Annotated in this window: 22 protein-coding genes; 18 read left to right on the top strand and 4 right to left on the bottom strand. The window is 68.5% G+C overall.

Annotated features, from left to right (window positions below):
* Positions 1-34 precede the first annotated feature (34 nt).
* The 13 genes from KRR26_RS04075 to KRR26_RS04015 all read left to right on the top strand — a co-directional run bounded on the left by KRR26_RS04075 (position 35) and on the right by KRR26_RS04015 (position 11970).
* On the top strand, positions 35-1180 hold the full coding sequence (locus KRR26_RS04075) for an acyl-CoA dehydrogenase family protein (RefSeq protein WP_217079162.1): 1146 nt from the start codon (positions 35-37) through the stop codon (positions 1178-1180).
* Positions 1180-2043 (top strand): hypothetical protein, encoded by an 864-nt coding sequence (locus tag KRR26_RS04070; protein ID WP_199723904.1) that lies wholly within the window; start codon positions 1180-1182, stop codon positions 2041-2043. Before KRR26_RS04075 ends, KRR26_RS04070 begins: the two co-directional genes overlap by 1 nt.
* A 65-nt stretch (positions 2044-2108) precedes the next feature.
* Positions 2109-2891, top strand: coding sequence for a ribonuclease III (rnc, locus tag KRR26_RS04065; protein WP_120209560.1), 783 nt, complete (start codon positions 2109-2111; stop codon positions 2889-2891).
* Between the two features lie 66 nt (positions 2892-2957).
* Positions 2958-3638 (top strand): peptidylprolyl isomerase, encoded by a 681-nt coding sequence (locus tag KRR26_RS04060; RefSeq protein WP_120209444.1) that lies wholly within the window; start codon positions 2958-2960, stop codon positions 3636-3638.
* Between the two features lie 71 nt (positions 3639-3709).
* Positions 3710-4264, top strand: coding sequence for a peptidylprolyl isomerase (locus KRR26_RS04055; RefSeq protein WP_120209443.1), 555 nt, complete (start codon positions 3710-3712; stop codon positions 4262-4264).
* A gap of 89 nt (positions 4265-4353) precedes the next feature.
* A complete protein-coding gene (era, locus tag KRR26_RS04050) occupies positions 4354-5298 on the top strand; it encodes a GTPase Era (RefSeq protein WP_217079161.1) in 945 nt (314 codons plus the stop codon).
* 25 nt (positions 5299-5323) lie between these two features.
* Positions 5324-6715: a ribosome biogenesis GTPase Der gene (gene der, locus KRR26_RS04045; protein ID WP_120209441.1), complete on the top strand. Its 1392-nt coding sequence runs from the start codon at positions 5324-5326 to the stop codon at positions 6713-6715.
* 91 nt (positions 6716-6806) lie between these two features.
* Positions 6807-7607 carry a tetratricopeptide repeat protein gene (locus KRR26_RS04040; protein WP_120209559.1) on the top strand — a complete coding sequence of 267 codons (801 nt, stop codon included), beginning with the start codon at positions 6807-6809 and terminating at the stop codon, positions 7605-7607.
* A gap of 10 nt (positions 7608-7617) precedes the next feature.
* Positions 7618-8778, top strand: a complete 1161-nt coding sequence (locus KRR26_RS04035; protein WP_199723903.1) for an outer membrane protein assembly factor BamB family protein — start codon at positions 7618-7620, stop codon at positions 8776-8778.
* Positions 8775-9203, top strand: a complete 429-nt coding sequence (locus tag KRR26_RS04030) for a (deoxy)nucleoside triphosphate pyrophosphohydrolase (protein ID WP_120209439.1) — start codon at positions 8775-8777, stop codon at positions 9201-9203. Before KRR26_RS04035 ends, KRR26_RS04030 begins: the two co-directional genes overlap by 4 nt.
* Complete coding sequence (locus KRR26_RS04025; RefSeq protein WP_120209438.1) at positions 9203-10084, top strand: ribonuclease H-like domain-containing protein; 882 nt, start codon at positions 9203-9205, stop codon at positions 10082-10084. The genes KRR26_RS04030 and KRR26_RS04025 overlap by 1 nt, the downstream gene beginning before the upstream one ends.
* A gap of 68 nt (positions 10085-10152) precedes the next feature.
* Entirely contained in the window at positions 10153-11121 is a 969-nt protein-coding gene (locus tag KRR26_RS04020) for a hypothetical protein (protein ID WP_217079160.1), read from the top strand.
* A 21-nt stretch (positions 11122-11142) separates the two neighbouring features.
* A complete protein-coding gene (locus tag KRR26_RS04015; protein WP_217079159.1) occupies positions 11143-11970 on the top strand; it encodes a DUF3014 domain-containing protein in 828 nt (275 codons plus the stop codon).
* Between the two features lie 6 nt (positions 11971-11976).
* Here the strand turns inward: KRR26_RS04015 and KRR26_RS04010 are convergent, their stop codons facing one another.
* Positions 11977-12540: a hypothetical protein gene (locus KRR26_RS04010; protein WP_120209435.1), complete on the bottom strand. Its 564-nt coding sequence runs from the start codon at positions 12538-12540 to the stop codon at positions 11977-11979.
* A gap of 309 nt (positions 12541-12849) precedes the next feature.
* Between KRR26_RS04010 and KRR26_RS04005 the strand changes: the two genes are divergently transcribed.
* A complete protein-coding gene (locus KRR26_RS04005) occupies positions 12850-13464 on the top strand; it encodes an MBL fold metallo-hydrolase (protein WP_217079158.1) in 615 nt (204 codons plus the stop codon).
* A gap of 61 nt (positions 13465-13525) precedes the next feature.
* On the opposite strand, the gene KRR26_RS04000 is transcribed toward KRR26_RS04005, so the two are convergent.
* Positions 13526-14377, bottom strand: coding sequence for an MBL fold metallo-hydrolase (locus KRR26_RS04000; RefSeq protein ID WP_217079157.1), 852 nt, complete (start codon positions 14375-14377; stop codon positions 13526-13528).
* A gap of 72 nt (positions 14378-14449) precedes the next feature.
* Here KRR26_RS04000 and KRR26_RS03995 point away from each other — a divergent pair, with 72 nt between their 5' ends.
* On the top strand, positions 14450-15304 hold the full coding sequence (locus tag KRR26_RS03995) for a helix-turn-helix domain-containing protein (protein WP_217079156.1): 855 nt from the start codon (positions 14450-14452) through the stop codon (positions 15302-15304).
* A gap of 309 nt (positions 15305-15613) precedes the next feature.
* Positions 15614-17707: a S46 family peptidase gene (locus KRR26_RS03990; RefSeq protein ID WP_120209431.1), complete on the top strand. Its 2094-nt coding sequence runs from the start codon at positions 15614-15616 to the stop codon at positions 17705-17707.
* An 84-nt stretch (positions 17708-17791) separates the two neighbouring features.
* On the opposite strand, the gene guaA is transcribed toward KRR26_RS03990, so the two are convergent.
* A complete protein-coding gene (gene guaA, locus KRR26_RS03985) occupies positions 17792-19345 on the bottom strand; it encodes a glutamine-hydrolyzing GMP synthase (RefSeq protein WP_217079155.1) in 1554 nt (517 codons plus the stop codon).
* A 104-nt stretch (positions 19346-19449) separates the two neighbouring features.
* Between guaA and KRR26_RS03980 the strand changes: the two genes are divergently transcribed.
* A complete protein-coding gene (locus KRR26_RS03980) occupies positions 19450-20073 on the top strand; it encodes a hypothetical protein (RefSeq protein WP_120209558.1) in 624 nt (207 codons plus the stop codon).
* 51 nt (positions 20074-20124) lie between these two features.
* On the opposite strand, the gene guaB is transcribed toward KRR26_RS03980, so the two are convergent.
* Positions 20125-21582, bottom strand: a complete 1458-nt coding sequence (gene guaB, locus KRR26_RS03975; RefSeq protein WP_120209429.1) for an IMP dehydrogenase — start codon at positions 21580-21582, stop codon at positions 20125-20127.
* A 156-nt stretch (positions 21583-21738) separates the two neighbouring features.
* Between guaB and KRR26_RS03970 the strand changes: the two genes are divergently transcribed.
* Positions 21739-23991, top strand: coding sequence for a TIGR02266 family protein (locus KRR26_RS03970; RefSeq protein WP_217079154.1), 2253 nt, complete (start codon positions 21739-21741; stop codon positions 23989-23991).
* Positions 23992-24027: the final 36 nt, after the last annotated feature.

Raw genomic sequence — 24027 nt, 5'->3', positions numbered from 1 at the left:
CGGCGACCCCCTCTGCTATACATCCAGCCCGACCATGGAATTCGATCTTCCCGAAAGCCACCGCGCCCTCCAGTCCTCCCTCCGTGACTTCTGCGAACGCCGCGTGAAGCCCTACGCCCGCGAGTGGGACAAGGACGAGAAGTTCCCCATGGAGGTCGTGCGCGAGCTGGGGCAGCTCGGCGTCATGGGCATCCTCGTCTCGGAGGACCTGGGCGGCGCGGGCATGGACGCGCTGGCGGTGGCCGTGGCGGTGGAGGAGATCGCCCGGTTCGACGGCTCGCTGGCCCTCACGGTGGCCAGCCACAACGGCCTGGGGACGAGCCACGTGCGCGTGTTCGGCAGCGACGCGCAGCGCGCGCGCTACCTGCCCAAGCTGGCGTCCGGCGAGTGGCTGGGCGCCTGGGGCCTGACCGAGCCGGGCTCGGGCTCGGACGCGGCCGGCATGCGCACCACGGCGGTGCGCAAGGGCAACGGCTGGGTGCTCAACGGGAGCAAGATGTTCATCACCCAGGGCACCGTGGGTGACGTGTTCGTCGTCCTGGCGGTGACCGCGCCGGAGAAGCGCCAGAAGGGCATCACGGCCTTCGTCCTGGAGAAGGGCCTGCCGGGGTTCAGCCAGCGCGCCATCCACGGCAAGCTGGGCATGCGGTCCTCGGACACCGCCGAGCTCATCCTGGAGAACGTGGAGGTGCCGGACTCGGCCCGCGTGGGCGAGCTGAACCACGGCTTCATCGACACGCTGAAGATCCTCGACCGCGGCCGCATCACCATCGGCGCGCTGGCGGTGGGCCTCGCCCGGGGCGCGCTGGAGGAGTCCGTCCGGTACTCGCGCGAGCGCACCGCCTTCGGGCAGGCCATCGGCGAGTTCCAGGGGCTGCGCTGGATGATGGCGGACATGAAGACGGAGCTGGAGGCGGCGCGCCTCCTGGTCCACCGCGCGGCGCGGCTGGCGGACGCGGGCCAGCCGTACTCGAAGGAGGCCTCCATGGCGAAGCTGTTCGCCTCGGAGGTGGCCACCCGGGCGTGCGGCAAGGCGGTCCAGATTCACGGCGGCTACGGCTACACGCGCGAGTTCCCCGTGGAGCGCTACCTCCGGGATGCCAAGCTGTGTGAGATTGGCGAGGGCACCAGCGAGATTCAGCGCAGCATCATCGCCAAAGAGCTCTTCAAAGGGGCCTGATGGACACCACGCGGCTGGAACAGCTCGGGTTGAAGGTTCATGAGGATGCGGCCGGCGTCGAGGCGCGTCTCGACCTGGAGTCCGCGCCGCTGGTGAACCCCATCACCAAGGCCTTCATCCCCGAGGTGACGTTCCAGGTGATGGGCGACCGGCTCATCCCCATCGCCCCCTCGGCGGTGGTGGGACTGGCGCCCATCCTCGTGGGGGCGGTGGCCGAGGTGCAGGACATCGAGGCGCTCCTGGCCGATGCCTTCAACGAGCACATCTTCCACGTGCAGCGCCGCTCCTCGGAGCTCCAGGTCCTGGGCTTCGTCCCGGAGGTGGACCCGGAGACCTTGGAGCTGGCGACGAACGTGGAGGAGGGGGGGCTGTCCGTCCACCTGGTGTCGGACCGCCTGGGCAACTTCCGCGTCGTCCGCGCCCGCCGCGCAGGGGAGGAGCTGCCCACGGCCGCCGGACACATGCTGGAGCTGTCCGAGTTCCGTGAGCGCGAGGCCCTCACCGGCTACCTGGCCGCCCTCTTCGGAGAGCCGCACGAGCGCCCCCGGCCCGCGCGCACCACCGCCGGGCTGGTGCGCTTCTCCGAGGTCGTGGAGAAGTTCGGCCTGGAGGCTCTGGTCCCCCCGCGCAGCGGCTTGGAGCTGCTCGCCCAGTTGCAGGTTGACGGACGGGCCTATCGGTTCGCCGCCGCCCGGGTGGCCGGCCGGACCTTCCGGGGCCTGCTGGCGGGAACGCAGGGAAAGGTCTGGGCCGGGCGTTTCGAGTTGGATGACTTTCCCGGCGTGGTCCGCATGGTCGCGAGCCTGCTGAACGTCCCCGCGGAGTCGGTGAGCCTGGTGGGCCCCGACACGCCACAGGAGTGAGCCACGGTGAGTCGCAGTCTGTTCCAGCGCGGGTCCCAGGAGTGAAGGCCTTGGAGAAGGACAAGATGCCCCCGGCCGAGCGAGTCCAGGCCCTCGAGGCGCGCCTGGGCGTGACGTTCGCGCGCCGCGAGCTGGGGCTGGAGGCCATCACCCACAAGACGTACGTCAACGAGAACCGCGAGCTGAACCTCAAGGACAATCAGCGCCTGGAGTTCCTCGGGGACACGGTGGTGAACCTGGCCGTGAGCCACCGGCTGATGGAGCGCTGCCCCGGGGTGCCCGAGGGCGAGCTGACCAAGATGCGCGCCCGCATCGTCCACGAGGAGGGGCTGGCTCGGGTGGCGCGCTCCATTCCACTGGGAGACCTGCTCCTGCTGGGCCGAGGCGAGGCGCTCTCGGGCGGGCGGGACAAGAACTCACTCCTGGCGGACGCGCTGGAGGCCGTGTTCGGGGCCGTGTACCTGAGCGCGGGCCTGGAGCCGGCGGTGTCGCTGGTGGACCGGTACTTCGCGGAGATGCTGGACGAGGTGTCCTCCGGAGCCGGGCGGCTGGACTACAAGACGCTGCTCCAGGAGCTGGCGCACGAGCGGCTGAAGGCCTCGCCGCGCTACCGGGTGGTGTCCGAGTCCGGCCCCGAACACTCCAAGCTGTTCGAGGTCGAGGTCACCATCGCCGAGGTCATCTACGCGCGGGCGACCGGGCGCAGCAAGAAGGAGGCGGAGCAGTCCGCGGCGCGCGCCACCTTGGAGCGGCTGAAGGTCACGGCGGACTCGCCCGTGCTCCCACCCCCTCCGCCCGGGGGGCTGGAGGCCTCCCTGGAAGTCCCACGAGGTGACAGCCCGGCGTGAAACCCCTTGGAGGGGGCGGGGGTTGCGAATAGGGTCCCCCGCCGTTTGCCAAGGGGATTGTCTCGCATGCACCGCATCCTGGGAGTCGCCGTCGCGCTGGTCGCCACCGTGGCGCTGGCTGGAGCCCCGTCTGCCGCGGGCAAGTGGACCCAGAAGGCGCAGGCGGGCCAGGAGCTGTTCGCCACCCTCAAGACGAGCGAGGGCACCCTCATCGTCCGGCTGTTCTCGAAGGACGCGCCCAAGACAGTGGCCAACTTCGTGGGTCTGGCCTCGGGCGAGAAGGAGTGGCGGGACCCGAAGTCCGGCGCCATGTCCAAGAAGCCCCTCTATGACGGCACCGTGTTCCACCGCGTCATCCCCGACTTCATGATTCAGGGCGGTGACCCCACCGGCACTGGAATGGGCGACCCGGGCTACCGCTTCGAGGACGAGTTCCAGAGCGGCCGCCGCTTCGACAAGAAGGGCCTCCTGGCCATGGCCAACGCGGGCCCCAACTCCAACGGCAGCCAGTTCTTCATCACCGTCTCCACGCCGGACTACCTGTCCGGGCGGCACACCATCTTCGGAGAGGTCGTCCAGGGCTACGACGTGGCGGAGAAGATTGCCCACGTGAAGCGCGACGGGCGGGACCGCCCCCAGACGCCGGTGGTCATCTCCCAGGTGGTGCTGAGCGACAAGGGCCCCAAGGGCGTGAGCGCCCCCAAGGCCCCCGCGGCGAGCAAGCCGCAGGCGGGCGCCAAGCCGTAGGGCAGGGCGAGCGCGCCGAGAACCGATGACAACCCCGGGGCCACGCGCCCCGAGACCACGAGGACGACACCATGGGAATGATGGAAGAGGCCCGCGCGGGCAAGGAGCTGTTCGCCACCTTCGACACCACCGAGGGCAAGGTGGTGGTGAAGCTGTTCAGCAAGGACGCGCCCAAGACGGTGGAGAACTTCGTGGGCCTGGCCACGGGCGAGAAGACCTGGAAGAACCCGGCCACGAACGCCCAGGAGACGGGCAAGTCCCTGTATAACGGGACGATCTTCCACCGCTGCATTGGCAACTTCATGATTCAGGGCGGCGATCCGCTCGGCCGGGGCACGGGTGGCCCGGGCTACAACTTCGAGGACGAGTTCCAGAGCGGCCGCCGCTTCGACAAGAAGGGCCTGCTCGCCATGGCGAACCGGGGCCCCAACACCAACGGCAGCCAGTTCTTCATCACCGTGGTGCCCACGCCGCACCTGAACAACGGCCACACCATCTTCGGTGAGGTCGTCCAGGGCTACGAGGTGGTGGACCGCATCGCGAACGAACTGCCCAAGGATCACAACGACCGTCCCAAGAAGGACGTGAAGATCAACACGCTGACCATCTCGACGTCGCAGCCGTAAGCCTGTAAGGGCCTGTCGCAAGACAGCAGCGCCGTCCTTGTCGCAACCCGGGGCCCTCGCGAGGGGGCCCTCAGATCACCTCCGGAAGCATGTCCCCCCAGCAGAAACATCGCGCCGGCTTCGCCGCGCTCATTGGTCGCCCCAACGTGGGCAAGAGCACGTTGCTCAACGCGCTCACGGGCGAGAAGATCGCCATCGTCTCGCCCAAGCCGCAGACCACCCGCAACCGCATCCTGGGCGTGGTGACGCGGCCCGAGGGCCAGGTGGCCTTCCTCGACACGCCCGGCATCCACCAGGCGAAGGGCGAGCTGAACCGCTACATGGTCGAGGTCGCCCTCACGGCGGCCGAGGAAGTGGACCTGGTCCTCTTCCTCATCGAGCCCCCCGCGGGCGAGACGCCGGATGTGAGCCCGGGCAACCGGGCCGTCCTGGAGCGGCTCCAGAAGATCGGCAAGCCGACCTTCCTCGTCATCAACAAGATCGACTCCATCCCCAAGCAGCAGCTGCTGCCGCTCATTGAGCTGTACCGCCACCAGTTCCCCTTCGCGGAGGTGGTGCCGGTGTCCGCGCGCGAGGGCGACGGCGTGGAGCACCTCTATGCGACGGTGCTGAGCCACCTGCCCGAAGGCGAGCGGCTCTTCGACGAGGACATGCTCACGGACCAGCAGGAGCGCGTGCTGGTGAGCGAGTACATCCGCGAGCAGGTGCTGCGTCACTGCCGCCAGGAGATTCCGTACTCCACGGCGGTGATGGTGGACGTGTTCGACGAGTCCGAGCGCGAGCCGCGCCCGGGCACGCCCCCCGGGCAACTGGGCGGGCTCATCCGCATCGCCGCGTCCATCTACGTGGAGCGCGACAGCCAGAAGGCCATCATCATCGGCAAGAAGGGCCAGATGCTGAAGGTCATCGGCACGGACGCGCGCAAGTCGGTGCAGCGCCTGTTGGGCGCGCACGTCTATCTGGATCTGCGCGTGCGGGTGGAGCCTCGGTGGAGCGAGCGCCCCGAGGGTCTCAAGAAGCTGGGTTACGAGTGAAGCTGTCGCAGGCGAAAGAGAATTCATGAAGCCGCTGGTCGCCATCGTGGGACGCCCCAACGTGGGCAAGAGCACCCTGTTCAACCGCCTGGCGGGTCGTCGCATCGCGCTCGTGGAGGACCTGCCCGGCGTCACGCGGGACAGGCACTACGCCGACGCCGAGTGGGCGGACCGCGCCTTCACCCTCATCGACACGGGCGGGTTCGTCCCCGGAGAGAAGGACACGCTGCTGTCGCAGGTGCGCGAGCAGGCGCAGCTGGCCGTGGAGGAGTGCGACGCCATCATCTTCGTCGCCGACGCGCGCGTGGGCCTCACCTCGGATGACGAGGCGGTGGCGTCCTACCTGCGCAAGAGCGGCAAGCCCGTGGTGGTGGCCGCCAACAAGCTCGACAACGAGTCCGGGCAGATGCAGGCCCTGGCCGCCGAGTTCTTCCGCGTGGGACTGGGCGAGGTGCAGGCCATCTCCGCCGAGCACAACCTGGGCGTCGCCAGCCTGATGGACGCCGTGGTGGCGAAGCTGCCGCCCAAGGAAGAGGGCGAGGACGCGGAGGCCCCGCCCGACGACGGCACCATCCGCGTGGCCATCATCGGACGGCCCAACGTGGGCAAGAGCACCCTGGTCAACGCGATCCTCAAGGAGAAGCGCGTGGTGGCCAGCGACGTGCCCGGCACCACGCGGGATCCCATCGACTCGGCCATCACCTACAAGGAAAAGAAGCTCATCCTCACGGACACCGCGGGCATCCGGCGCAAGAAGACCATTGCCCACCGCGTGGAGCAGTACTCGGTCGTCGCGGCCATGAAGGTGCTGGAGCGCAGCGACGTGGCCGTGCTGCTGATGGATGCCACCGAGCCCGCCGTGGATCAGGACGCCAAGCTGGCCGGCCTGACGGCGGACCGCGGTCGGGCGCTCGTCATCGTGGTGAACAAGTGGGACCTGGTGACCACGGACCAGCGCAAGCAGGACACCTATCGCGAGGACCTGAAGCTCGCGCTCAAGTTCGTGGGCTACGCGCCGGTCATCTTCACCTCGGCCCTCACGGGCTCCAAGGTGGAGAAGGTGGTGGACCTGGCGGTGGAGATGGCCGAGCAGTTCCGGTTCCGGGCCCCCACGCCCCAGCTCAACCGGTTGCTGGAACACATGGTGGACAACAACCCGGCCCCCATTGTTCGCGGCAAGCCCTTGCGCCTGTACTACATCGCCCAGGTGGGCATCGCGCCGCCCACCTTCGCCCTCACGTGCAATGTGCCCGAGGGCGTGCCTGACATGTACAAGCGGTACATCACCAACCAGATCCGCAAGACGTTCGACCTGCGGGTCCCCATCCGACTGCTGTTCCGAGAGCGACCGGGCAAGGCCAAGCGAGAGGCCCGCAAGAAGCCGCACCTGGTCAGTAAGAAGTCCGGGAAGCACTGACGCTCCAACGCGTTGACACTTCCGGTGGGCGCTCTTTACAGTGCGCCGCTTCTCAGAAAAGCACCGTCGAGCCGAGAGAGGTCCTGTGACCGTGGCCCAGCAGAAGACCGAGAAGATTCGCCAGCGTGAGCTTCGTCAGCCGGACGCCTTCCAGAAGGCGGGCGCCGACGCGCGCGATTGGCTCATGCAGCGCCAGAAGCTGCTCGCCATCGCCGCGGGCGTGCTCGTGGTGGGCGCCGTGGGCGTCGCCATTGGCAGTGAAGTGTCCAAGCGGGGCGAGGAGAAGGCCACCCAGGGACTCGGGCAGGCGCTGGCCGTGCTGGACCGTCCGGTGACGGGCGTGGACGCCGCCAACCCCTCGGATACCGAGCCGCCCTTCAAGTCGGTGAAGGAGAAGGACGAGGCGGTGGTGAAGTCCCTCACGGACTTCCGCAAGGAGCACGGGGGAACCCGGGCCGCGACGACGGCGGCCCTGCCGCTGGGCAAGGCCGAGTTCCGGCTGGGCAACTTCGACAACGCCCTGACCGCCTTCGGTGACTTCCTCAAGTCCGCGGCCCCGACTGATCCGCTGCGCGCCAGCGCGTTCGAGGGTCAGGGCTACGCGTACGAGGCCAAGGGCGACCACGCGAAGGCCATCGAGTCGTTCAGCCAGATGGACGCGGCGGACTCTGGCGAGTACCTGGCCGGCATGGGCCAGTACCACAAGGCCCGCATGCTCATCCTGGACAACAAGAAGGAAGAGGCCGCGCAGGTGCTGTCCAAGATTCCCACGGACCACCCGAACAGCGCGGCGGCGCGTCAGGCCACGGAGCGGTTGGCGGTGCTGAGCGCCGAGGGCGTGAAGGTTCCGGCGCCCACCCCCGCCGCGACGACGACGCAGGACGCGGGGTAGCGCAGTGACCATGAAGCAGCTCACGTGGTGGAAGCGTTGGGTGGGTGGCGCCGCGGCTGTTGGACTGCTGGGCGCGTGTGGTTCGGTGCCGTTGTACGGAAACCCGGAGCTGCCCCGGGCCCCCCGTCAACCACCGGTGAGCTTCTTCGAGATCGACTGGTGGACGCCGCTCGTCAAGCCACCGCTGCTCGAGTACGCGCCGCGCGAGTTCGCCTCGCCGGCGTTCGATCCCGACAGCCGCCACGTGGTGGCGCTCACGCGAGATGGCATCGCCCGCGGGCTCACGCCTGACGGGAAGGTCGTCTGGAGCGTGGAGACGGGCATCCGGTTCAACGCCGGCGCGGCCGTCCACAACGGCGTGGCCTACGTTCCGGGCGGCAACGGCATCCTCTACGCCATCGATGTCCGCACCGGCGCGGTGAAGTGGAAGTACACGGCGGGGGAGTCGCTCGCCACGGTGCCCGTCGTGGCGGACGGGCTCGTCCTCGTGGTGTCGGAGAGCGACACCCTGTTCGCGGTGAAGGCGGACGACGGCCAGTGGGCCTGGCAGTACCGCCGGGATCCGCCCTCGGGCTTCACCATCCATGGCGCGTGCCGGCCGCTCGTGCACGAGGAGACGGCCTACGTCGGGTTCTCCGATGGCTACCTGGTCGCGCTGAAGACGTCCGATGGCAGCGTGACCTGGGAGAAGTCCCTGTCGGGTGGTGGCACCGAGTTCCTGGACGTGGACACCACGCCGGTGCTCGACGAGGCCGGCCACCTGTATGTCGCGTCGTACAAGGGCGGGCTGTATGCCCTGGAGGCCGAGTCGGGCGATGTCGTCTGGAACACGGCGGTGGAGGGCATCACCTCGCTGCTCGCTCGGGGACAGGTCCTGTTCACCAGCGGGGACGGGCGGGTGGAGGCCTTCCTGGGAGAGAACGGCAAGCGCATCTGGACGCTGAAGCTTGGGGAACGCTCCGGCTATTCGCCCGTGTTCGCCAGGGGAATGCTGCTGGTTCCCATCCAGCGCGCGCTGCTCTTCGTGGATCCGGTGACGGGCCAGTCCCGGCTCTCGTGGAACCCGGGCGATGGCATCTCGGCCACCCCGTATGTGCAGGGCAGCAAGGTGTTCGTGCTGTCGAACAACGGCTACCTGTACTCCATGGACATCCTGGGGACGCACGGTTGACGGCCCCCGCGCCCAGGACGGTGCGGGTGGTGGCGGCCTTGATTCCCCAGCCAGGCCAGCCCCAGCGCTTCCTGGTGCAGCAGCGCCTGCCCGGCGGAAGCCGGGCGCTCCTGTGGGAGTTCCCGGGCGGCAAGGTGGAGCGCGGCGAGTCCGATGAGGCCGCGCTCGCCCGCGAGTGCCGTGAGGAGTTGGACGTGGAGCTGCGCGTGGGCCCGCGTCTGTGGGAGGGGCGGCACGCGTATCCCGACCTGACGGTGGAGCTGGCGCTGTACGGCGCGACGCTCGTGTCAGGTGAGCCTCGGCCGCTCGGCGCCCAGGCGCTCGCATTCCACACGCCCACGGAGATGCAGGCCCTGCCGTTCTGCGAGGCGGACGTGCCGCTCCTGGACGAACTCCTGGCCGGAAGATTGGGCGCTCCCACTTGATGTTGCAGCGAACCTTCCAGCACATCCCCGGCGTGGGACCGTGGCGCGAGAAGGACTTGTGGTCGCGCGGGATCCGCACCTGGGATGACTTCCCGGCGGCGGGCACTGGCATCGCCATCAACCGCAAGTCGGACGACGTGGCGCGCGCGCGGATCGCCCAGGCGCGCGAGGCGTTGGCGCGCAGAGACCTGCAGGCGCTGGCGCAGCTCTTGCCATCCCGCGAGCACTGGCGACTGTACCCAGAGTTCGCACAGGAGGCCGTCTACTTCGACATCGAGACGGACGGCAGCAAGACCCAGGTCCCCACGGTGGTGAGCCTGTTCGACGCCTCGGGGCTGAGCGTCTTCGTCCAGGGCCGGAACATGGACGCGCTGCCCGAGGCGATGGCCGCTCGGCGGCTGTGGGTGACGTTCAACGGCTCCTGCTTCGATGTCCCCGTGTTGAGGGACTACTTCGGCCACGGGCGGTTCCCGGTTCCCGCGGCGCACATCGACCTCCGGTTCGTCACGCGACGCCTGGGCATGGGCGGCGGGCTCAAGGAGATCGAGGACAAGATCGGCGCCGCGAGGCCACCGCACCTCAAGGGCGTGCATGGCTGGGACGCAGTGCTGCTGTGGCGCGCCTATCTGCGCCGCGGTGACGTGGAAGCCCTGCGGTTCCTCGTCGAGTACAACCTGTACGACGCGTTCCAGCTCCGGACGTTGATGGACGTGACCTACAACCGAGGCGCGGACGATCTGAACCAGGACGTTCCCCGGCTGCCCGTGTTCGATCGCGGAGATGTGCTCTACGACGTGAGCCGGGTCATCCTGGAGCTGGGGCCCACCGAGCGCGACCTCGACACGCTCGCGCGCGTGCGCGCCATGGAGCAGGACGCCTGAGTCCGCCTGGGGACAGGAACCTCCCCAGCCATGCGGTCCGCCTCATCCGGCAGGACCTGCCTCGGCCGGTGCAGGTGGAGTGGGCCCGAGACGGTGTCATTCGCGGAACGTCCGATCGCGTCCTGGGGTTGCCCTCGGGCCCGGGGCGACTCACGCTGCTGCGCGCCTCGGATGATTGGCACGTGGGGCCGGGCTTGGAGATTCCGCTCCACGCGACGCGATTGGCGCTGCATCCCGACCTGGAGCGACTCATCGTCATGGGACCCGGACGACTGGAGCTGCGCCGAGGGACGCCACGAGACGTGCCCACGCTGGGGTCTCGGCTCTGGCCGCATCCGTCGCTGGCGCTGGGCTTCGATGCCTCCGGCCAGGAGCTTTGGACCAGTGAGGAGGCCGGGGGCCAGCATGTCGTCCGGGTCCTCGATGGCGAGACGCTGACCGATGGAGCCTCGGGCCCGGGCGCGGTCACCGCGGTCCTCGACCCGGAGCTGGAGGGGCTGCATGAGCTGATGCCGCATCCGTCGGCGCCCGTGATGGGCGTGTCCGTGAGCCAAGGCCAGGATGGCACCTGGCTCGTGTTCCTCCGGCGCGAGCGTGGCCGCCTGGTTCGCGAGGGCGCGCTCGACAGCCCGGATGCGCCGTTCTTTCCCGCGGGCTTCGATGCCTCGGGGACGAGCTTCATCGGCATTGGCGGGACCTGGGTCCGGCGCTGGAGCTTCCCGGGGTGTGCGCTGCTGGCCGAGTACGCGCTGCCGGAGGACACCGGGACGCAGGTCACGGACTATTCAGGGCTCGTGACCGCGGACTCGGTCTTCGTGGTCATGGAAGGGCTGGACGCAGAGGGAGCAGGGGAGTCACAGCGATTCTCGCTCCTCCAACTCGACGCGGGCACGCTGCGGCCGACGCATCGGCTGGAGCTCCCCCTGGAGCACGAGGCCATTGGGGCCTTGCAGCTCTTGCCGGGGGGATTCCTCATGGCGGATGGCCGGCGCCTGTGGCGGCTGGCGGACTGGAATGCGCCAAGGACTCGTTTGTAGCTGGATGGACTGGAGACACCCATGAATGAGCCCAACTTCGTGAAGCCCCCTGGAGACACCCCCGAGGCCACCATCCAGCCAGCTCGATCACCCCGGGCCATGGTCATGGGCACCGTGGCGGCACTCGCGGTGCTTGCCGTGGTCGGCTCGTACTTCGGGCTGCGCCGAGACGCCGAGACGCCGCCTGTGGCCACACCCTCCGTGCCAGCGCCGGTGCCTGCTGCGCCGCCGGCCGAGGTTCCGGTCGCCGCCGCATCGCTGCCCGACAGCGACGGCCGAGTTCGAGAGCTGGTGGGCAAGCTGTCGCTGGAAGCCGAACTGGCGAAGTGGCTCCAGGAGAAGGACCTCATCCGGCGGTTCACCGCGGCCGTCAGCAACATCGCGGACGGCGAGAGCCCGCGCACGGTGCTCGGCTTCCTGGCGCCCACGGGGGCCTTTGAAGTGAACGAGGCCCGCGGCGCGGCGACCACCATCCATCCGCGAACCTACGCGCGCTACGACGCCGTGGCCCGTGTCCTGGGGACGATCGACGCTCGGGGTTCCGGCCTGGTGTTCCGCGAACTGCATCCGCTGATGGATCAGGCCTACGCGGAGATTGCACCGCCGGGCCAGACGTTTGATCAGGCATTGTCGCGGGCCATTGCGGCGATGCTGGCCGTGCCCGCAGCCGAGAGCCCCGTGGAGGTCCATCCGCAAGGCGCGCTGTATGCCTACGCGGCGCCGGAGCTGGAGGGCCTGAGCCGAGCCCAGAAGCACTTGCTGCGCATGGGCCCCGCGAACATTCGGATCATCCAGGCGAAGCTGCGGGAGCTCCAGGTCGAGCTGAAGCTCCCGGTGGCAGGCCGGTAGGGCCCGCTACTTGTGTTTCTTCTTCTTGGCCTTGGACTTGGCAGGCGCCGGCGAAGGCTTGGGCTTTTCCTTTTCGCCGGCGACCTGGAACTGAGCCCGGAGGTCATCGATGTCGTGGCCCTGGGCATCGGTGAGGGACGAGCCGGTCTGCGCGTCGACGACCAGCGTGTACGAGAAGCCCGTCTTGAGCGGCTCTGGTAGGCCGATCCGGTACTCGAGGCCGGTCTCGGACTCGGTGGCGCGGTCATCCGAGACGACCGCGCGGTCCGATTCATCGAAGAGCCGGACCCGGTAGTTGCGCAGCGGCACCGAGCTGCGCAGCTCCAGCACTGAGGTGGGCTCGACCAACGGCTTCTCATCGAGCGCCAGCGGGATGGTCGCCAGTCCCGCGTCCGGGGACTGGTACTGGAGCGAGAAGACAGCGACCGGCGGGGCGATGCCCGCATCCACGACGCTCGCGGCGACGCCGCCATCAAGGCCGGGCGCGGGAGTCTTGCTGGGGCAGCCCGCGAGAACGAGCGCCAGGCCACAGCACGTGGCGGCGAATCCGGTTCGAAGAAGAGGACGCATATGGGGCGGCAACCGTAGGTGCCGGAAGGCGGCCCGAAAAGCCCCAAGTCAGGGCCGCGCATCCCCCTGTCCCTCTCTGAACGGGACGTCTGATAAGATGCGTTATGTAAACTAACCAAATGGGGTCCCAGGGGCTCCAGAGGCCATTGGAAACCCGCCATTCGGGGCTCCGGTTCGCGCACGGATCCGCTCGTTCATTCGCGTGTTCCGGCGCGCGTTGTGCGAGCGTCGCGGCCCCATATGACTCTCCCCCAGCCGCTGACTCTCCCCCAGCCTCGCTTCCTCGATTCCACACTGCGGTCTCCGATCATGCATCTGCCGGTTCGCTCGGTGGTCTTCGAGCTCGAACAAGGTCGCGTGCTGTTGTCCCCGGGCACCCAACTCACGCCTGAGCAGCTCAAGGATGCGGGCCCCGTCACCGACATCGTGGCGCCGTGCCTGCCGCACACCGCGGGCATGAAGGCCGCCGCGGCGGCGCATCCCAACGCTCGGCTTTGGGGTCCGGTGGGCATCCGGGAAAAGCACCCGGACCTGAAGTTCCATGGACTGCTGGGCGTCGACCCCTGGCCGTATGAGCGCGAGCTGCCGATCCTGCCTCTTCCGGGCATGCCCAAGCTCAACGAGACAGCGTTCCTGCACCGGGCCTCCAAGGCGCTCTACCTGACCGACATGGTGTTCAACATCGCCAAACCCAAGGGCCTGCTGGCGTGGATGTTCTTCCTCACGTTCGGCACGTACCGGCGCTTCGCGGTCAGCAAGCTGTTCCTGCGGTTCGCCACGGACCGGGCCGCGCTCGAGGCCGCGGTCGCGAAGCTCGTCGAGATGGACTTCGAACACGTGGTGCCGTCGCACGGAGAGCCGGTGATGAACGAAGGCAAGCCTCGGCTGCTCGCGGCGCTTCGGGAGCGCCGGCTGATCGCGTAGCGCCCCGACGTTCCATGGCGACGACGGGCCCAGGGGTTCGACTCAACGCCCCTGCCCGCCCTCAAGCGGCTCCGCGCACGGAGTCCTCGCGGCTCGTGTGGCGGTCGAACTCCACGGCGCAGTGCGCGGAGAACACTTGAACCTGCGGTCCGTGGCTCTGCACCAGTTCGCGCAGCCGCTGTTGATTCGACAGGCGTCGCGCGTTGTCCACGGACCGCAGCCGCTGGAACAGCGCCAGCCCGAAGGGACTGCGCGGCGACTTCCAGTCCAGCTCGCGGTGGCTGAAGTAGGCGTCTCCGGCGTGCAACAGCCAGCCCTCGCCAGTCTTCACCGCGACGCCGCAATGTCCCGCGGTATGGCCCACCAGGGGCACCAAGGCGAGCTCCTCGGACAGCCCCGGGATGGCGCGCACAGAGTCGAAGCCGAACCAGCGCTCGCCCGCCACCGCGTAGGAAACCCACTGCGGCCCATGCTCCCAGAGCACGGGCCGGTAACCGAAGCGCGGGTCCGGGGCCACGGGCCGCCGCGCCGACTCCAGCTCGTCACGAAAGACGTGCACCCGCGCATGCGGGAAGTCCGCGAGTCCGCCCACGTGGTCGAGGTCCAGGTGCGTCGGGATGATGTGCCGCACGTCCTCGCGACGGAAGCCGAGCCGCTCGACATGCGCCAGCGCCGTCTCCGCGGGACTCAACCGGGGCGCGTTGCGGCGCACGAAGCGCTTCCCGAGTCGCCCCTTCGGGTCCTGGAGATCCCGCGTGCCCAAGCCCGTGTCCACCAGGACCAGGCCGTCGCTCGACTCGATGAGCAAGCAGTGGCACACCAATCGCGCTCGGGCGAACAGGCTGCCTTCTCCCACGACGAGTCGTGAGCTCGCGGGACACAGCGTCCCGCAGTTGATGTGATGAATCCTCATGTCCGCATGGCCTCCTGGCTGGGTCCGTCAAAGCTAGGAACGCCACCACGCGCCCGATTGGAGAAATCGGCCATGGCCCCGCGTGCGCCTCGCGGCCAGGTTGAAGCACCGCGAGGTGTGGCCCATGCTCGACGCGTGAACCTGGCCTCCGCCCCCGTCGTCCCGCACGACGCCCTCTCTCGGTTCGTGCATGGGGTTCGCGTCCTGACGCGAGCCCCGGAGCAAGACAGCTACGTGCGCCTGCCCAACGGCGAGGTGGATCTCATCGTCCGCAACACCGCATCGGGCGCGGACGTCTACGCCTTGGGGACGCGGCTCCAGATGCTGCGCAAGCCCGTGTCCGAGGTTCCTCCCGGGAGCATCGGCCTGCACTTCAAGCCCGGCGGCGCCTACCCCTTCTTCGGCGTCCCCATCTCCGAGTTGACCAACCGCGTGGTGCCCATCGAGGCCCTGTGGAGCCCCGCCGAGGGCCAGCGACTGCGCGAGCGCCTGTCCGCGGCCCCGTCGGTGGTCGCGCGCATGGACGTGCTCCGCCAGGCCCTCATCGCCCGCCTGCGCCGGGACGACGTGTACGAGCCCGCGTCCGCGCACCTCGTCCTCCGCGCCGTGAGGCTCCTCTCGGACGCGCGCGAGTTGCCTCGGGTGGATGCGCTCGCGCGCACCGTGGGCGTCAGCGAGCGCCAACTGCGCCGGGCCTTCGATGAGGTGGTGGGCATGGGCCCCAAGGCCTACGCGCGCATCGTTCGGTTCCAGCGCGCCGTGCGCGCCTCGCGCCTCCAGTCCTCACCGGACTGGGGCACCATCGCGACGGCGGTGGGCTACTACGATCAAGCCCACCTCATCGCGGACTTCCGCGCGCTCACCGGCACCACGCCTGGAAGCTTCTCGCGGGGCCGCCACGCCGCGCGAACCCAAGCAACACCCTGAATCCAATCCAGACATCGAACCTGACGTGTTGCGTCGTGCCTCGTGGGGGCGATGCTCCAGGTCATCACGGGCCCTTCCGGCGAAAGCCTTGCGACAATTCTGGCCGAGCCTCGTTTAACTTCATGGGTTCGAGGATTCCCTAAGGGTTTCCAGGGGATGGCGCGACGCCTGTCCCCCACCCAAGGAATCGTTCGGCCGCTCATTCGTTACCGGAGGCGCGGGGTATTTCCCAGCTTGACCCTCCCTGTGGCTTCCCGCAGAAACACCACACTGCCCTGGCCGTAACCACGGCCTGAAAGGACTCACTTCATGAAGCGTCTGGTCATGATTGCCGCTTTCCTCGGTGCCGCTCCGGCGCTCGCCGACGAAGGCATGTGGACGTACAACAATTTCCCGGCCGCGAAGGTGAAGGAGAAGTACGGCTTCGAGCCCACCCAGCAATGGCTCGACACGATGCGGCTCGGTTCGGCGCGTCTGGCGGGCGGTTGCTCGGCCAGCTTCGTGTCGCCGGATGGCCTGGTGATGACCAACCACCACTGCGCGCGCGGATGCGTGGAGCAGCTCTCCAGCGCCAAGCAGGACTACCTCGCGAACGGCTTCTACGCGAAGAGCCAGGCCGAGGAGAAGCAGTGCCCGGCCATGGAGCTGAACCAGCTGGTCGACATCACGGATGTCACCGAGGCGCTGAACAAGTCGACCCAGGGCATGGCCGGCAAGCAGTACGCCGAGACGCTCAAGGCCGAGATGAACAAGCTGGAGAAGGACTGTGTCGCGGGCGACGACAAGGTCCGCTGTGACGTCGTCACCCTGTACCAGGGCGGCAAGTACAACCTGTACAAGTACCGCCGGTTCCAGGACGTGCGCCTCGTGTTCGCCCCGGAGCACGCCATCGCCTTCTTCGGCGGTGACCCGGACAACTTCGAGTTCCCCCGGTACGACCTGGACGTGTCCTTCGTGCGCGTCTACCAGGACGGCAAGCCGGCGAAGATGGACCACTACTTCAAGTGGTCCGAGCACGGAGCCAAGGAGGGCGAGCTGACGTTCGTCTCCGGCAACCCGGGCCGCACCTCGCGCGGGCTGACCATCGCCGAGCTGGAGTACCAGCGCGACGTGATGCTGCCCAAGACGCTCATGTCGCTCTCCGAGCTGCGCGGCATGATCACCGAGTTCCAGCGCCGGGGCCCTGAGCAGAAGCGCATCTCCAGCAACCTGCTCTTCGGCGTGGAGAACGCGCTGAAGGCCATGAAGGGCAAGCACGAGGCGCTGCTCGACAAGGCGTTCTTCGCGCAGAAGGTCGCCGCCGAGCAGGAGCTGCGCAAGAAGGTCGACGCGAACCCGGAGATGAAGAAGAAGTACGCCGGCTCCTGGGATGAGATCGCCAAGGCCGAGGAGCAGCTGACCCACATCCGCAAGGAACTGGCCTTCATGGAGCAGGGCTCGGGCTTCTCGTCCCAGCTCTTCTACATCGCCCGCGCGCTCGTGCGCGGCGCGGATGAGCTGCCCAAGGACAACGGCCAGCGGCTGCGTGAGTTCTCGGACGCCAACCTGCCCGCCCTCAAGGCGAACGTCTTCAGCCCGGCGCCCATCTACGCGGAGCTGGAGATCGCCCGCCTGACCTTCAGCCTCACCAAGCTGCGTGAGGAGCTGGGGCCGTCCCACCCGTTCGTGAAGAAGGTGCTGGGCAAGGAGTCGCCCGCCACGATGGCCGCCCGCGTCGTCAAGGGCTCCAAGTTGGCGGACGTGAAGGCGCGCCAGGCCGTGTTCGCGGGTGGCAAGGCCGCCATCGACTCCTCCAAGGACACGATGATCCAGCTGGCCCGTCTGGTGGACGAGGACGCGCGCGGCATCCGCAAGACGTTCGAGGATGACATCGAGTCCGTCATCCGGAAGAACAGCGAGCTGGTCGCCAAGGCGAAGTTCGACATCTACGGCACCAGCATGTACCCGGACGCCACGTTCAGCATGCGGCTGTCCTACGGCTCGGTGAAGGGCTACTCGGCGAGCGGCAAGACGGTGGCCCCCATCACCCAGATGTCGGGCACCTTCGAGCACGCGACGGGCGAGGAGCCCTTCGCCCTGCCGAAGTCCTGGCTCAAGGCGCAGAGCAGCCTGACGCCGACCACGGGCATGAACTTCGTCACCACCAACGACATCATCGGCGGCAACTCCGGCTCGCCCATGCTGAACAAGAACGCGGAGATCGTCGGCCTGGTGTTCGACGGCAACATCCAGTCGCTCGGCGGTGACTACGGCTTCGACGAGTCCGTGAACCGCACGGTGGCCGTGCACAGCGACGCGATCATCGAAGCGCTCCAGAAGGTCTACGGTGCGAACCGCGTCCTCGAGGAGCTGCGCCCGGGCAGCACCCAGACGCCGCCCGTGAAGGCGAACCCGGCGGGGTAGTCGTCCCAGTCTCCTGAAGCAAAAGAGGCTGCCCGGTTCATCCCGGGCAGCCTCTTGTCATTCAGGCCCTCGCGGGGCTGGGGCCTACTCCCACTCGATGGTCGCGGGCGGCTTGGACGAGATGTCGTAGACAACGCGGTTGATGCCACGCACCTCGTTGGTGATGCGCGTGGAGATGCGCTCCAGCACCGGGAACGGGAGCCGCGCCCAGTCCGCCGTCATGCCATCCACGCTGGTGACGGCGCGCAGCACGCAGGTGGACTCGTAGGTGCGCTCGTCGCCCATCACGCCCACGCTCTGCACTGGCAGCAGCACGGCGAAGGCCTGCCACACCTGGGTGTACAGCCCCGCGGCGCGGATCTCCTCCTGGACGATGGCGTCCGCGCGGCGCACCAGCTCCAGCCGCGGCTCGGTCACCTCGCCCAGCACGCGGATGGCCAGGCCGGGGCCGGGGAACGGCTGCCGGTTCACCATCTCCTCGGGGAGCCCCAGCTCGCGGCCGAGCGCGCGAACCTCGTCCTTGAACAGCTCGCGCAGCGGCTCCACCAGCTTGAGCTTCATCTGCTCGGGCAGGCCGCCCACGTTGTGATGGCTCTTGATGGTGACGGACGGGCCTTTGTAGGACACCGACTCGATGACGTCCGGGTAGAGCGTGCCCTGCGCCAGGAAGCTGGCGTCCTGGATGTCGCGGGAGGCCTCCTCGAACACCGCGATGAACTCGCGGCCGATGATCTTCCGCTTCTTCTCCGGATCCGTGACGCCGGCGAGCTTCTCCAGGAAGCGCGCGCGGGCATCCACCGTGATGAGCGGCACGTGGAAGCGATCCACGAAGAGGGCCTCCACCTGCGCCCGCTCGCCCTGCCGGAGCACGCCGTTGTCCACGAAGATGCACTGGAGCCGGGGGCCGATGGCCCGGTGCAGCAACAGCGCGGCGACGGAGCTGTCCACGCCGCCGGAGAGCGCGCAGATGACCCTGCCCTGCTCCCCCACCCGCTGGCGGATGGTCGTGACGGCCTCGTCGATGAAGCCCTTCATCGTCCAGGAGCCCGTCACCTTGCAGTCGTTGAACAGGAAGGCGCGCAGCAAGGCCTTGCCCTGCGGCGTATGGGCCACCTCGGGGTGGAACTGGAGGCCGTACCAGGGCTTGCTCGTGTGCGCGGCCGCGGCGAACGGCGAGTTGCCGCTGCGACCGATGGCCTCGAAGCCCGGCGGGAGTGCGTCCACGCGATCGCCGTGGCTCATCCACACCTGGACGCGGTCTCCAGGGCGGAAGTCGGACAGCGGGCCGCGCGCGGCGAGCACCTCCACCTCCGCGTTGCCGTACTCACGATGGGCGCCCCGGTCCACGCGGCCGCCCAAGAGCTTCGCCAGGAGCTGCAGGCCGTAGCAGATGCCCAGCACGGGCACCTCGGCCTCGAACACGTAGGGATCGCACCGGGGCGAGCCCGGCGCTTCCACGGAGGCAGGGCCCCCGGAGAGGATGATTCCCCGGGGGGCGAACCGGCGGATCTCCTCCTTGGAGAGGTCCGGCCGGTGGATTTCACAGTAGACGCCCAATTCCCGCACGCGGCGGGCAATGAGCTGGGTGTACTGACTCCCGAAATCGAGGATCAGGATCTTCTCGGCGTGCAGGTCCACCAGAGGGTCTCCAATAGGGGGCGTCGTTGACGGGTGGGGGGCCTTATCGCTACAAACTTCGGGAAACAACGCCGAAAGCCCGCCAATTGTTCTTCGAGGTTCGGATGCGCCTGTCCGCTTCCAGTGCTGTTGCTGCGACCGTCCTGATGCTGTCCTCCGCTGGTTGCGTGAAGGAGATTACGTCCGACGAGCGGTTGGACCGCGACACGAAAAATCTCTCCGTGAAGGAGACTCCCGGAGCGGCCGAGCTGCAGAAGCTCTCCTGTGACGACACTTCCGAGGCCTTGAACAAGGCTCGCAACGTGAACCGTCCGGAGACCGACCGCCTGGTTGACTACATCCAGCTCTACTCCTCGCTCCGCAAGCGGACGGCCACGTTCGAGGAGGCGATGAACCGCAACCCCGACCTGAGCTACCGCGAGGGCAGCCAGTCCATCGTCGCCGCCAAGGAGGCCTGCGTGCAGCAGTCCGCCGACGTGCGCGTCGAGTTCGAGACGTACCTGCGCGAGCTGATCGAGGTGCCCACGGTGCAGGAGATCAAGGGCGGCAACACCGTCACGGTGGCGCGCCTGGACTTCAACACCCTGCGGCAGGCCATCGAGACGCTCGAGCCGGACGACAAGGATCAGCTCGTGGGCAAGGTGAACGGCGCGGAGAAGAAGGTCTCCGGCACCACCGCTCCCGCCAGCGACGAGGCGGCGAGTGGCAAGGAGCGCCGCCGCAAGTAGCCACGCGGTCGGGGGCCCGCCTCCAGGCCCCCTCCCCGAGCGCGGAGCGCCCTACTCCATCCGGTAGTTGGGCGCTTCCTCGGTGATGATGACGTCGTGCACGTGGCTCTCCTTGAGTCCGGCCGACGTGATTCGCACGAAGGTGGCCTGGGTGCGCAGGGCCTCGATGGTGCCGCAGCCCACGTAGCCCATGCCGCTGCGAATGCCGCCCAGCATCTGGTGCACGTTCATGGCCAGCGTGCCCTTGTACGGCACGCGCCCCTCGATGCCCTCGGGCACGAGCTTGACCGCCTCCACGTCCGACTGGAAGTAGCGGTCCTTGGCGCCCTGCTTCATGGCGCCCAGGCTGCCCATGCCCCGGTAGCTCTTGTAGCTGCGGCCCTGGTACAGGATGACGTCTCCCGGGGCCTCCTCGGTGCCGGCGAACAGCGAGCCGATCATCACCGAGCTGGCACCCGCGGCGAGCGCCTTGACGATGTCGCCCGAGTACTTGATGCCGCCGTCCGAGATGATGGGGATGCCGTGCTTGTCCGCCTCGCGGGCGCAGTCATCCACCGCGGTGACCTGGGGCACGCCCACGCCGGCCACCACGCGGGTGGTGCAGATGGAGCCGGGCCCGATGCCCACCTTCACCGCGTCCACGCCCGCCTGGATGAGCGCGCGGGTGGCCTCGGCGGTGGCGACGTTGCCGGCGATGAGCTCGAAGCCGTGGAAGTTCGTGCGCGTGTCGCGCACCGAGTCCACCACGCCGCGCTGATGTCCGTGGGCCGTGTCCACCACGATGACGTCCACGCCGGCCTTGCTCAGCGCGTCCACGCGGGCCTCGCGGTCCGCGCCCACGCCCACCGCGGCGGCGACGAGCAGCCGGCCCTTGGCGTCCTTGGCCGCGTTGGGGTGCGTGCGGCGCTTCTCGATGTCCTTGATGGTGATGAGCCCCTTGAGCTCGAACCCCTCGTTGACGACGAGGAGCTTCTCGATGCGGTGCTCGTGCAGGAGCCGCTGGGCATCTTCCTGCTTGATGCCCACCTGGCCGGTGATGAGCTTGCGCGTCATCACGGCTTCCACCTTCTGCGTGACGTTCTTCTCGAAGCGCACGTCGCGGCTGGTGACGATGCCGACGAGCAGCTTGCCCTTCACGACGGGGATGCCGGAGATGCCGTGGTGGCGCATCAGCTCGAGGGCGCGGGACAGCGGCGCGTCGGGCTCGATGGTGACGGGATCCACCACCATGCCGCTCTCGAACTTCTTCACCTTGAGGACCTCGAGCGCCTGTTGCTCGGGGGTCATGTTCTTGTGGATGACGCCGATGCCGCCTTCCTGCGCCATGGCGATGGCCGTGCGCGCTTCCGTCACGGTGTCCATGGCCGCCGAGAGCAGCGGGATGTTCAGGCGGAGGTTGCGCGTGAGGCGGGTCGTCAGGTCGGCGTCACGCGGGACGATGGCGCTGTCGGCCGGCAGCAGCAGGACGTCATCGAAGGTGAGGGCCAACCGGATATCGGGGTTCAGCATGGGGGCTCCCGGAGGCCCCGCGAGGCACCAGCGCCCCGCGGGTGCGTGTCCATACGAGTTACGAGGCGCGTGCGCAACGGAGAAGGCCTTTTTTGACGCCCGTTCGCCAGGACTTCGGGCGATACTCGGCACGCACTCACGTCTCGGGACATCGCATTGACGGAATCGAATCAGGGGGCGGTCGGGCTGGTGGTGAAGCTGCCCTTCGCGACACCCGAAGAGTTCCTTGCGAAGTACGGAGGCAACATCACCCGAGGCGGCATCTATTTGCGCGCCAAGGCGGTGAAGCCCCCCGGGACGCCCGTCACCCTGGACCTCCGCCTGGCGAGCGGTGAGCGCATTGTCTACGCCTCGGCCGTGGTGCACTTCGTCACGGGCCAGCAAGGCCAGGGCATCCCGGGCATGGGGCTGCGCTTCGTGCAGCTCGATCCGCAGACCCGGCGCTTCCTGGACTCGGCCGCCGCCAGCCTCCCGCATGCGCAGTCCGACACGCCGCCGTTGCCGAACGGGGTCGGGCCCGCCGACCACACCCTCCCACCCTCCCCGGCTCCTCCGCCGCTGAGCGCGGCCCCCATCGCGAGCGCCGCGCCCCGAGCGGCGGCTGGCTCGGCCGCTCCGGGGCCAGCCCAGGGCGACGTGGTCATCATGTCGGCGGAGGCGTTGGGGCTGAGCACCGAGGAGCCCAAGCGCACGGGCCCGGTCATTGGCATCGACCTGGGGACGACGAACTCCTGCGCCGCGTTTGTGCGCAACACCAAGCCCGCGGTGCTCCACAGCCGCGAGGGCCACAACACGGTGCCCTCCATCCTCGCGCTCAACTCGCGCGCCAAGCTGGTGGTGGGACATCCGGCCAAGGGGCAGATGCTCACCAACCCGCGCCAGACCGTCTATGGCGCGAAGCGGCTGGTGGGGCGCCCGTACGAATCGCCCATTGTTCAACACATCAAGGACCGCTTTCACTACGAGATCGCCCCGGGAGACGGAGGCGAGGCGGCGGTGCGGTTGGGCGATCGCATCTACTCGCTCCAGCAGATCTCCGCGCTCATCCTGCGCGAGGTGCGCGAGGTGGCGCAGAACCAGCTCGGCCAGCCCATCTCGCGCGCGGTCATCACCGTCCCGGCCTACTACAACGACAACCAGCGCCAGGCGGTGCGCGAGGCCGGGAAGCTGGCGGGCCTGGTGGTGGAGCGCATCCTCAACGAGCCCACCGCGGCGGCGCTCGCGTATGGCTATGGGCGCAAGCTCAACCAGCGAGTGCTCGTCTATGACCTGGGCGGCGGCACCTTCGACGCGTCCGTGTTGGAGCTGGCGGACACCGTCTACGAGGTCATCTCCACGGGCGGCGACACGTTCCTGGGGGGCCTCGACTTCGACAACGCGATTGTCGAGTACCTGCTGAACGAGTTCCGCAAGGCCACGGGCCGCGCGTTCCAGGGCGATCGCGTGGCCATGCAGCGCATCAACGACGCGGCGGAGCGGGCCAAGTGCGCGCTGTCCGAGCGCTCGGAGATGCGGGTGCACGTGGCCTTCGTGACGATGATCGACGACAAGCCCTACGACCTGGACGTCACGCTCACGCGGCAGAAGCTGACCGAGCTGACGGAGAAGCTCGTCGACCGCACGCTCCAGGTCTGCGACGAGGTCCTCCGCGCGAAGAACCTGGGGCCCAAGGACATCGACGAGGTCATCCTCGTGGGAGGCCAGAGCCGCTTCCCGCTCGTGCACGAGAAGATCACCCGCTTCTTCGGCAAGCCGCCCAGCAAGGGCGTCCACCCCGACGAGGCCGTGGCGCTGGGCGCGGCGCTCCTGGCGCACAGCCTGGGGCAGCTCGAAGGCGTGGTGCTCATCGACGTGCTCCCCATGGCCATTGGCGTGGGCCTGCCGGGTGGCCGCTTCAAGCCCGTGCTGGAGCGCAACGTGTCGCTGCCGGCCACCAAGAGCTACACGGTGGCCACGCACCGCGATGAGCAGACGGAGCTGGAGCTGTCCGTGTTCCAGGGCGACTCGGATCGCGCGGCGGACAATGAGTACCTGGGAACGTTGAAGCTCACCGGGTTGCCGAGGCGGCCCCGCGGCGCCGTGCAGGTCACCATCACCTTCGAGGTGAGCAACGAGTCGCTCCTGAAGGTGACGGCTCGCGAGGGCACCACGGGCCGCGAGGTCTCCAGCACGTTCACCACGCGCGACACCCCCGAGGCCGCGCGCGCCCGCGTGTCACGACTGGAGGCGGAGGTGGCTCCAGCCGCTCCGTCGCCTGCGCGCGCGAACAGCCGGCCGCCTCCGTCCGCGACCGCGCCGCGCACTCCGTCATCTCCGCCAACGAAGTCCACCCCGCCCGAGCCACCTCCTGTCGTGCCATCGAAACGAAGTTTGATGGGCTGGTTGAAAGGGCTGTTCGGGCGCGCGTGATGCGCGGAGTTTTGAATCGCCGCTGAACGCCTCCGC

The sequence above is a fragment of the Citreicoccus inhibens genome, from assembly GCF_019039035.1.
Classification (GTDB): domain Bacteria; phylum Myxococcota; class Myxococcia; order Myxococcales; family Myxococcaceae; genus Citreicoccus; species Citreicoccus inhibens.
This window is presented reverse-complemented; position numbering and strand designations above follow the sequence as displayed.

Bases quoted from the DNA above. Each gene is read 5' to 3' on its own strand.
- KRR26_RS04075 (WP_217079162.1), top strand. From the start codon at position 35: ATGGAATTCGATCTTCCCGAAAGCCACCGCGCCCTCCAGTCCTCCCTC.
- KRR26_RS04070 (WP_199723904.1), top strand. From the start codon at position 1,180: ATGGACACCACGCGGCTGGAACAGCTCGGGTTGAAGGTTCATGAGGAT.
- rnc (WP_120209560.1), top strand. From the start codon at position 2,109: ATGCCCCCGGCCGAGCGAGTCCAGGCCCTCGAGGCGCGCCTGGGCGTG.
- KRR26_RS04060 (WP_120209444.1), top strand. From the start codon at position 2,958: ATGCACCGCATCCTGGGAGTCGCCGTCGCGCTGGTCGCCACCGTGGCG.
- KRR26_RS04055 (WP_120209443.1), top strand. From the start codon at position 3,710: ATGGGAATGATGGAAGAGGCCCGCGCGGGCAAGGAGCTGTTCGCCACC.
- era (WP_217079161.1), top strand. From the start codon at position 4,354: ATGTCCCCCCAGCAGAAACATCGCGCCGGCTTCGCCGCGCTCATTGGT.
- der (WP_120209441.1), top strand. From the start codon at position 5,324: ATGAAGCCGCTGGTCGCCATCGTGGGACGCCCCAACGTGGGCAAGAGC.
- KRR26_RS04035 (WP_199723903.1), top strand. From the start codon at position 7,618: ATGAAGCAGCTCACGTGGTGGAAGCGTTGGGTGGGTGGCGCCGCGGCT.
- KRR26_RS04025 (WP_120209438.1), top strand. From the start codon at position 9,203: ATGTTGCAGCGAACCTTCCAGCACATCCCCGGCGTGGGACCGTGGCGC.
- KRR26_RS04015 (WP_217079159.1), top strand. From the start codon at position 11,143: ATGAATGAGCCCAACTTCGTGAAGCCCCCTGGAGACACCCCCGAGGCC.
- KRR26_RS04010 (WP_120209435.1), bottom strand. From the start codon at position 12,540: ATGCGTCCTCTTCTTCGAACCGGATTCGCCGCCACGTGCTGTGGCCTG.
- KRR26_RS04005 (WP_217079158.1), top strand. From the start codon at position 12,850: ATGCATCTGCCGGTTCGCTCGGTGGTCTTCGAGCTCGAACAAGGTCGC.
- KRR26_RS04000 (WP_217079157.1), bottom strand. From the start codon at position 14,377: ATGAGGATTCATCACATCAACTGCGGGACGCTGTGTCCCGCGAGCTCA.
- KRR26_RS03995 (WP_217079156.1), top strand. From the start codon at position 14,450: ATGGCCCCGCGTGCGCCTCGCGGCCAGGTTGAAGCACCGCGAGGTGTG.
- KRR26_RS03990 (WP_120209431.1), top strand. From the start codon at position 15,614: ATGAAGCGTCTGGTCATGATTGCCGCTTTCCTCGGTGCCGCTCCGGCG.
- KRR26_RS03980 (WP_120209558.1), top strand. From the start codon at position 19,450: ATGCGCCTGTCCGCTTCCAGTGCTGTTGCTGCGACCGTCCTGATGCTG.
- guaB (WP_120209429.1), bottom strand. From the start codon at position 21,582: ATGCTGAACCCCGATATCCGGTTGGCCCTCACCTTCGATGACGTCCTG.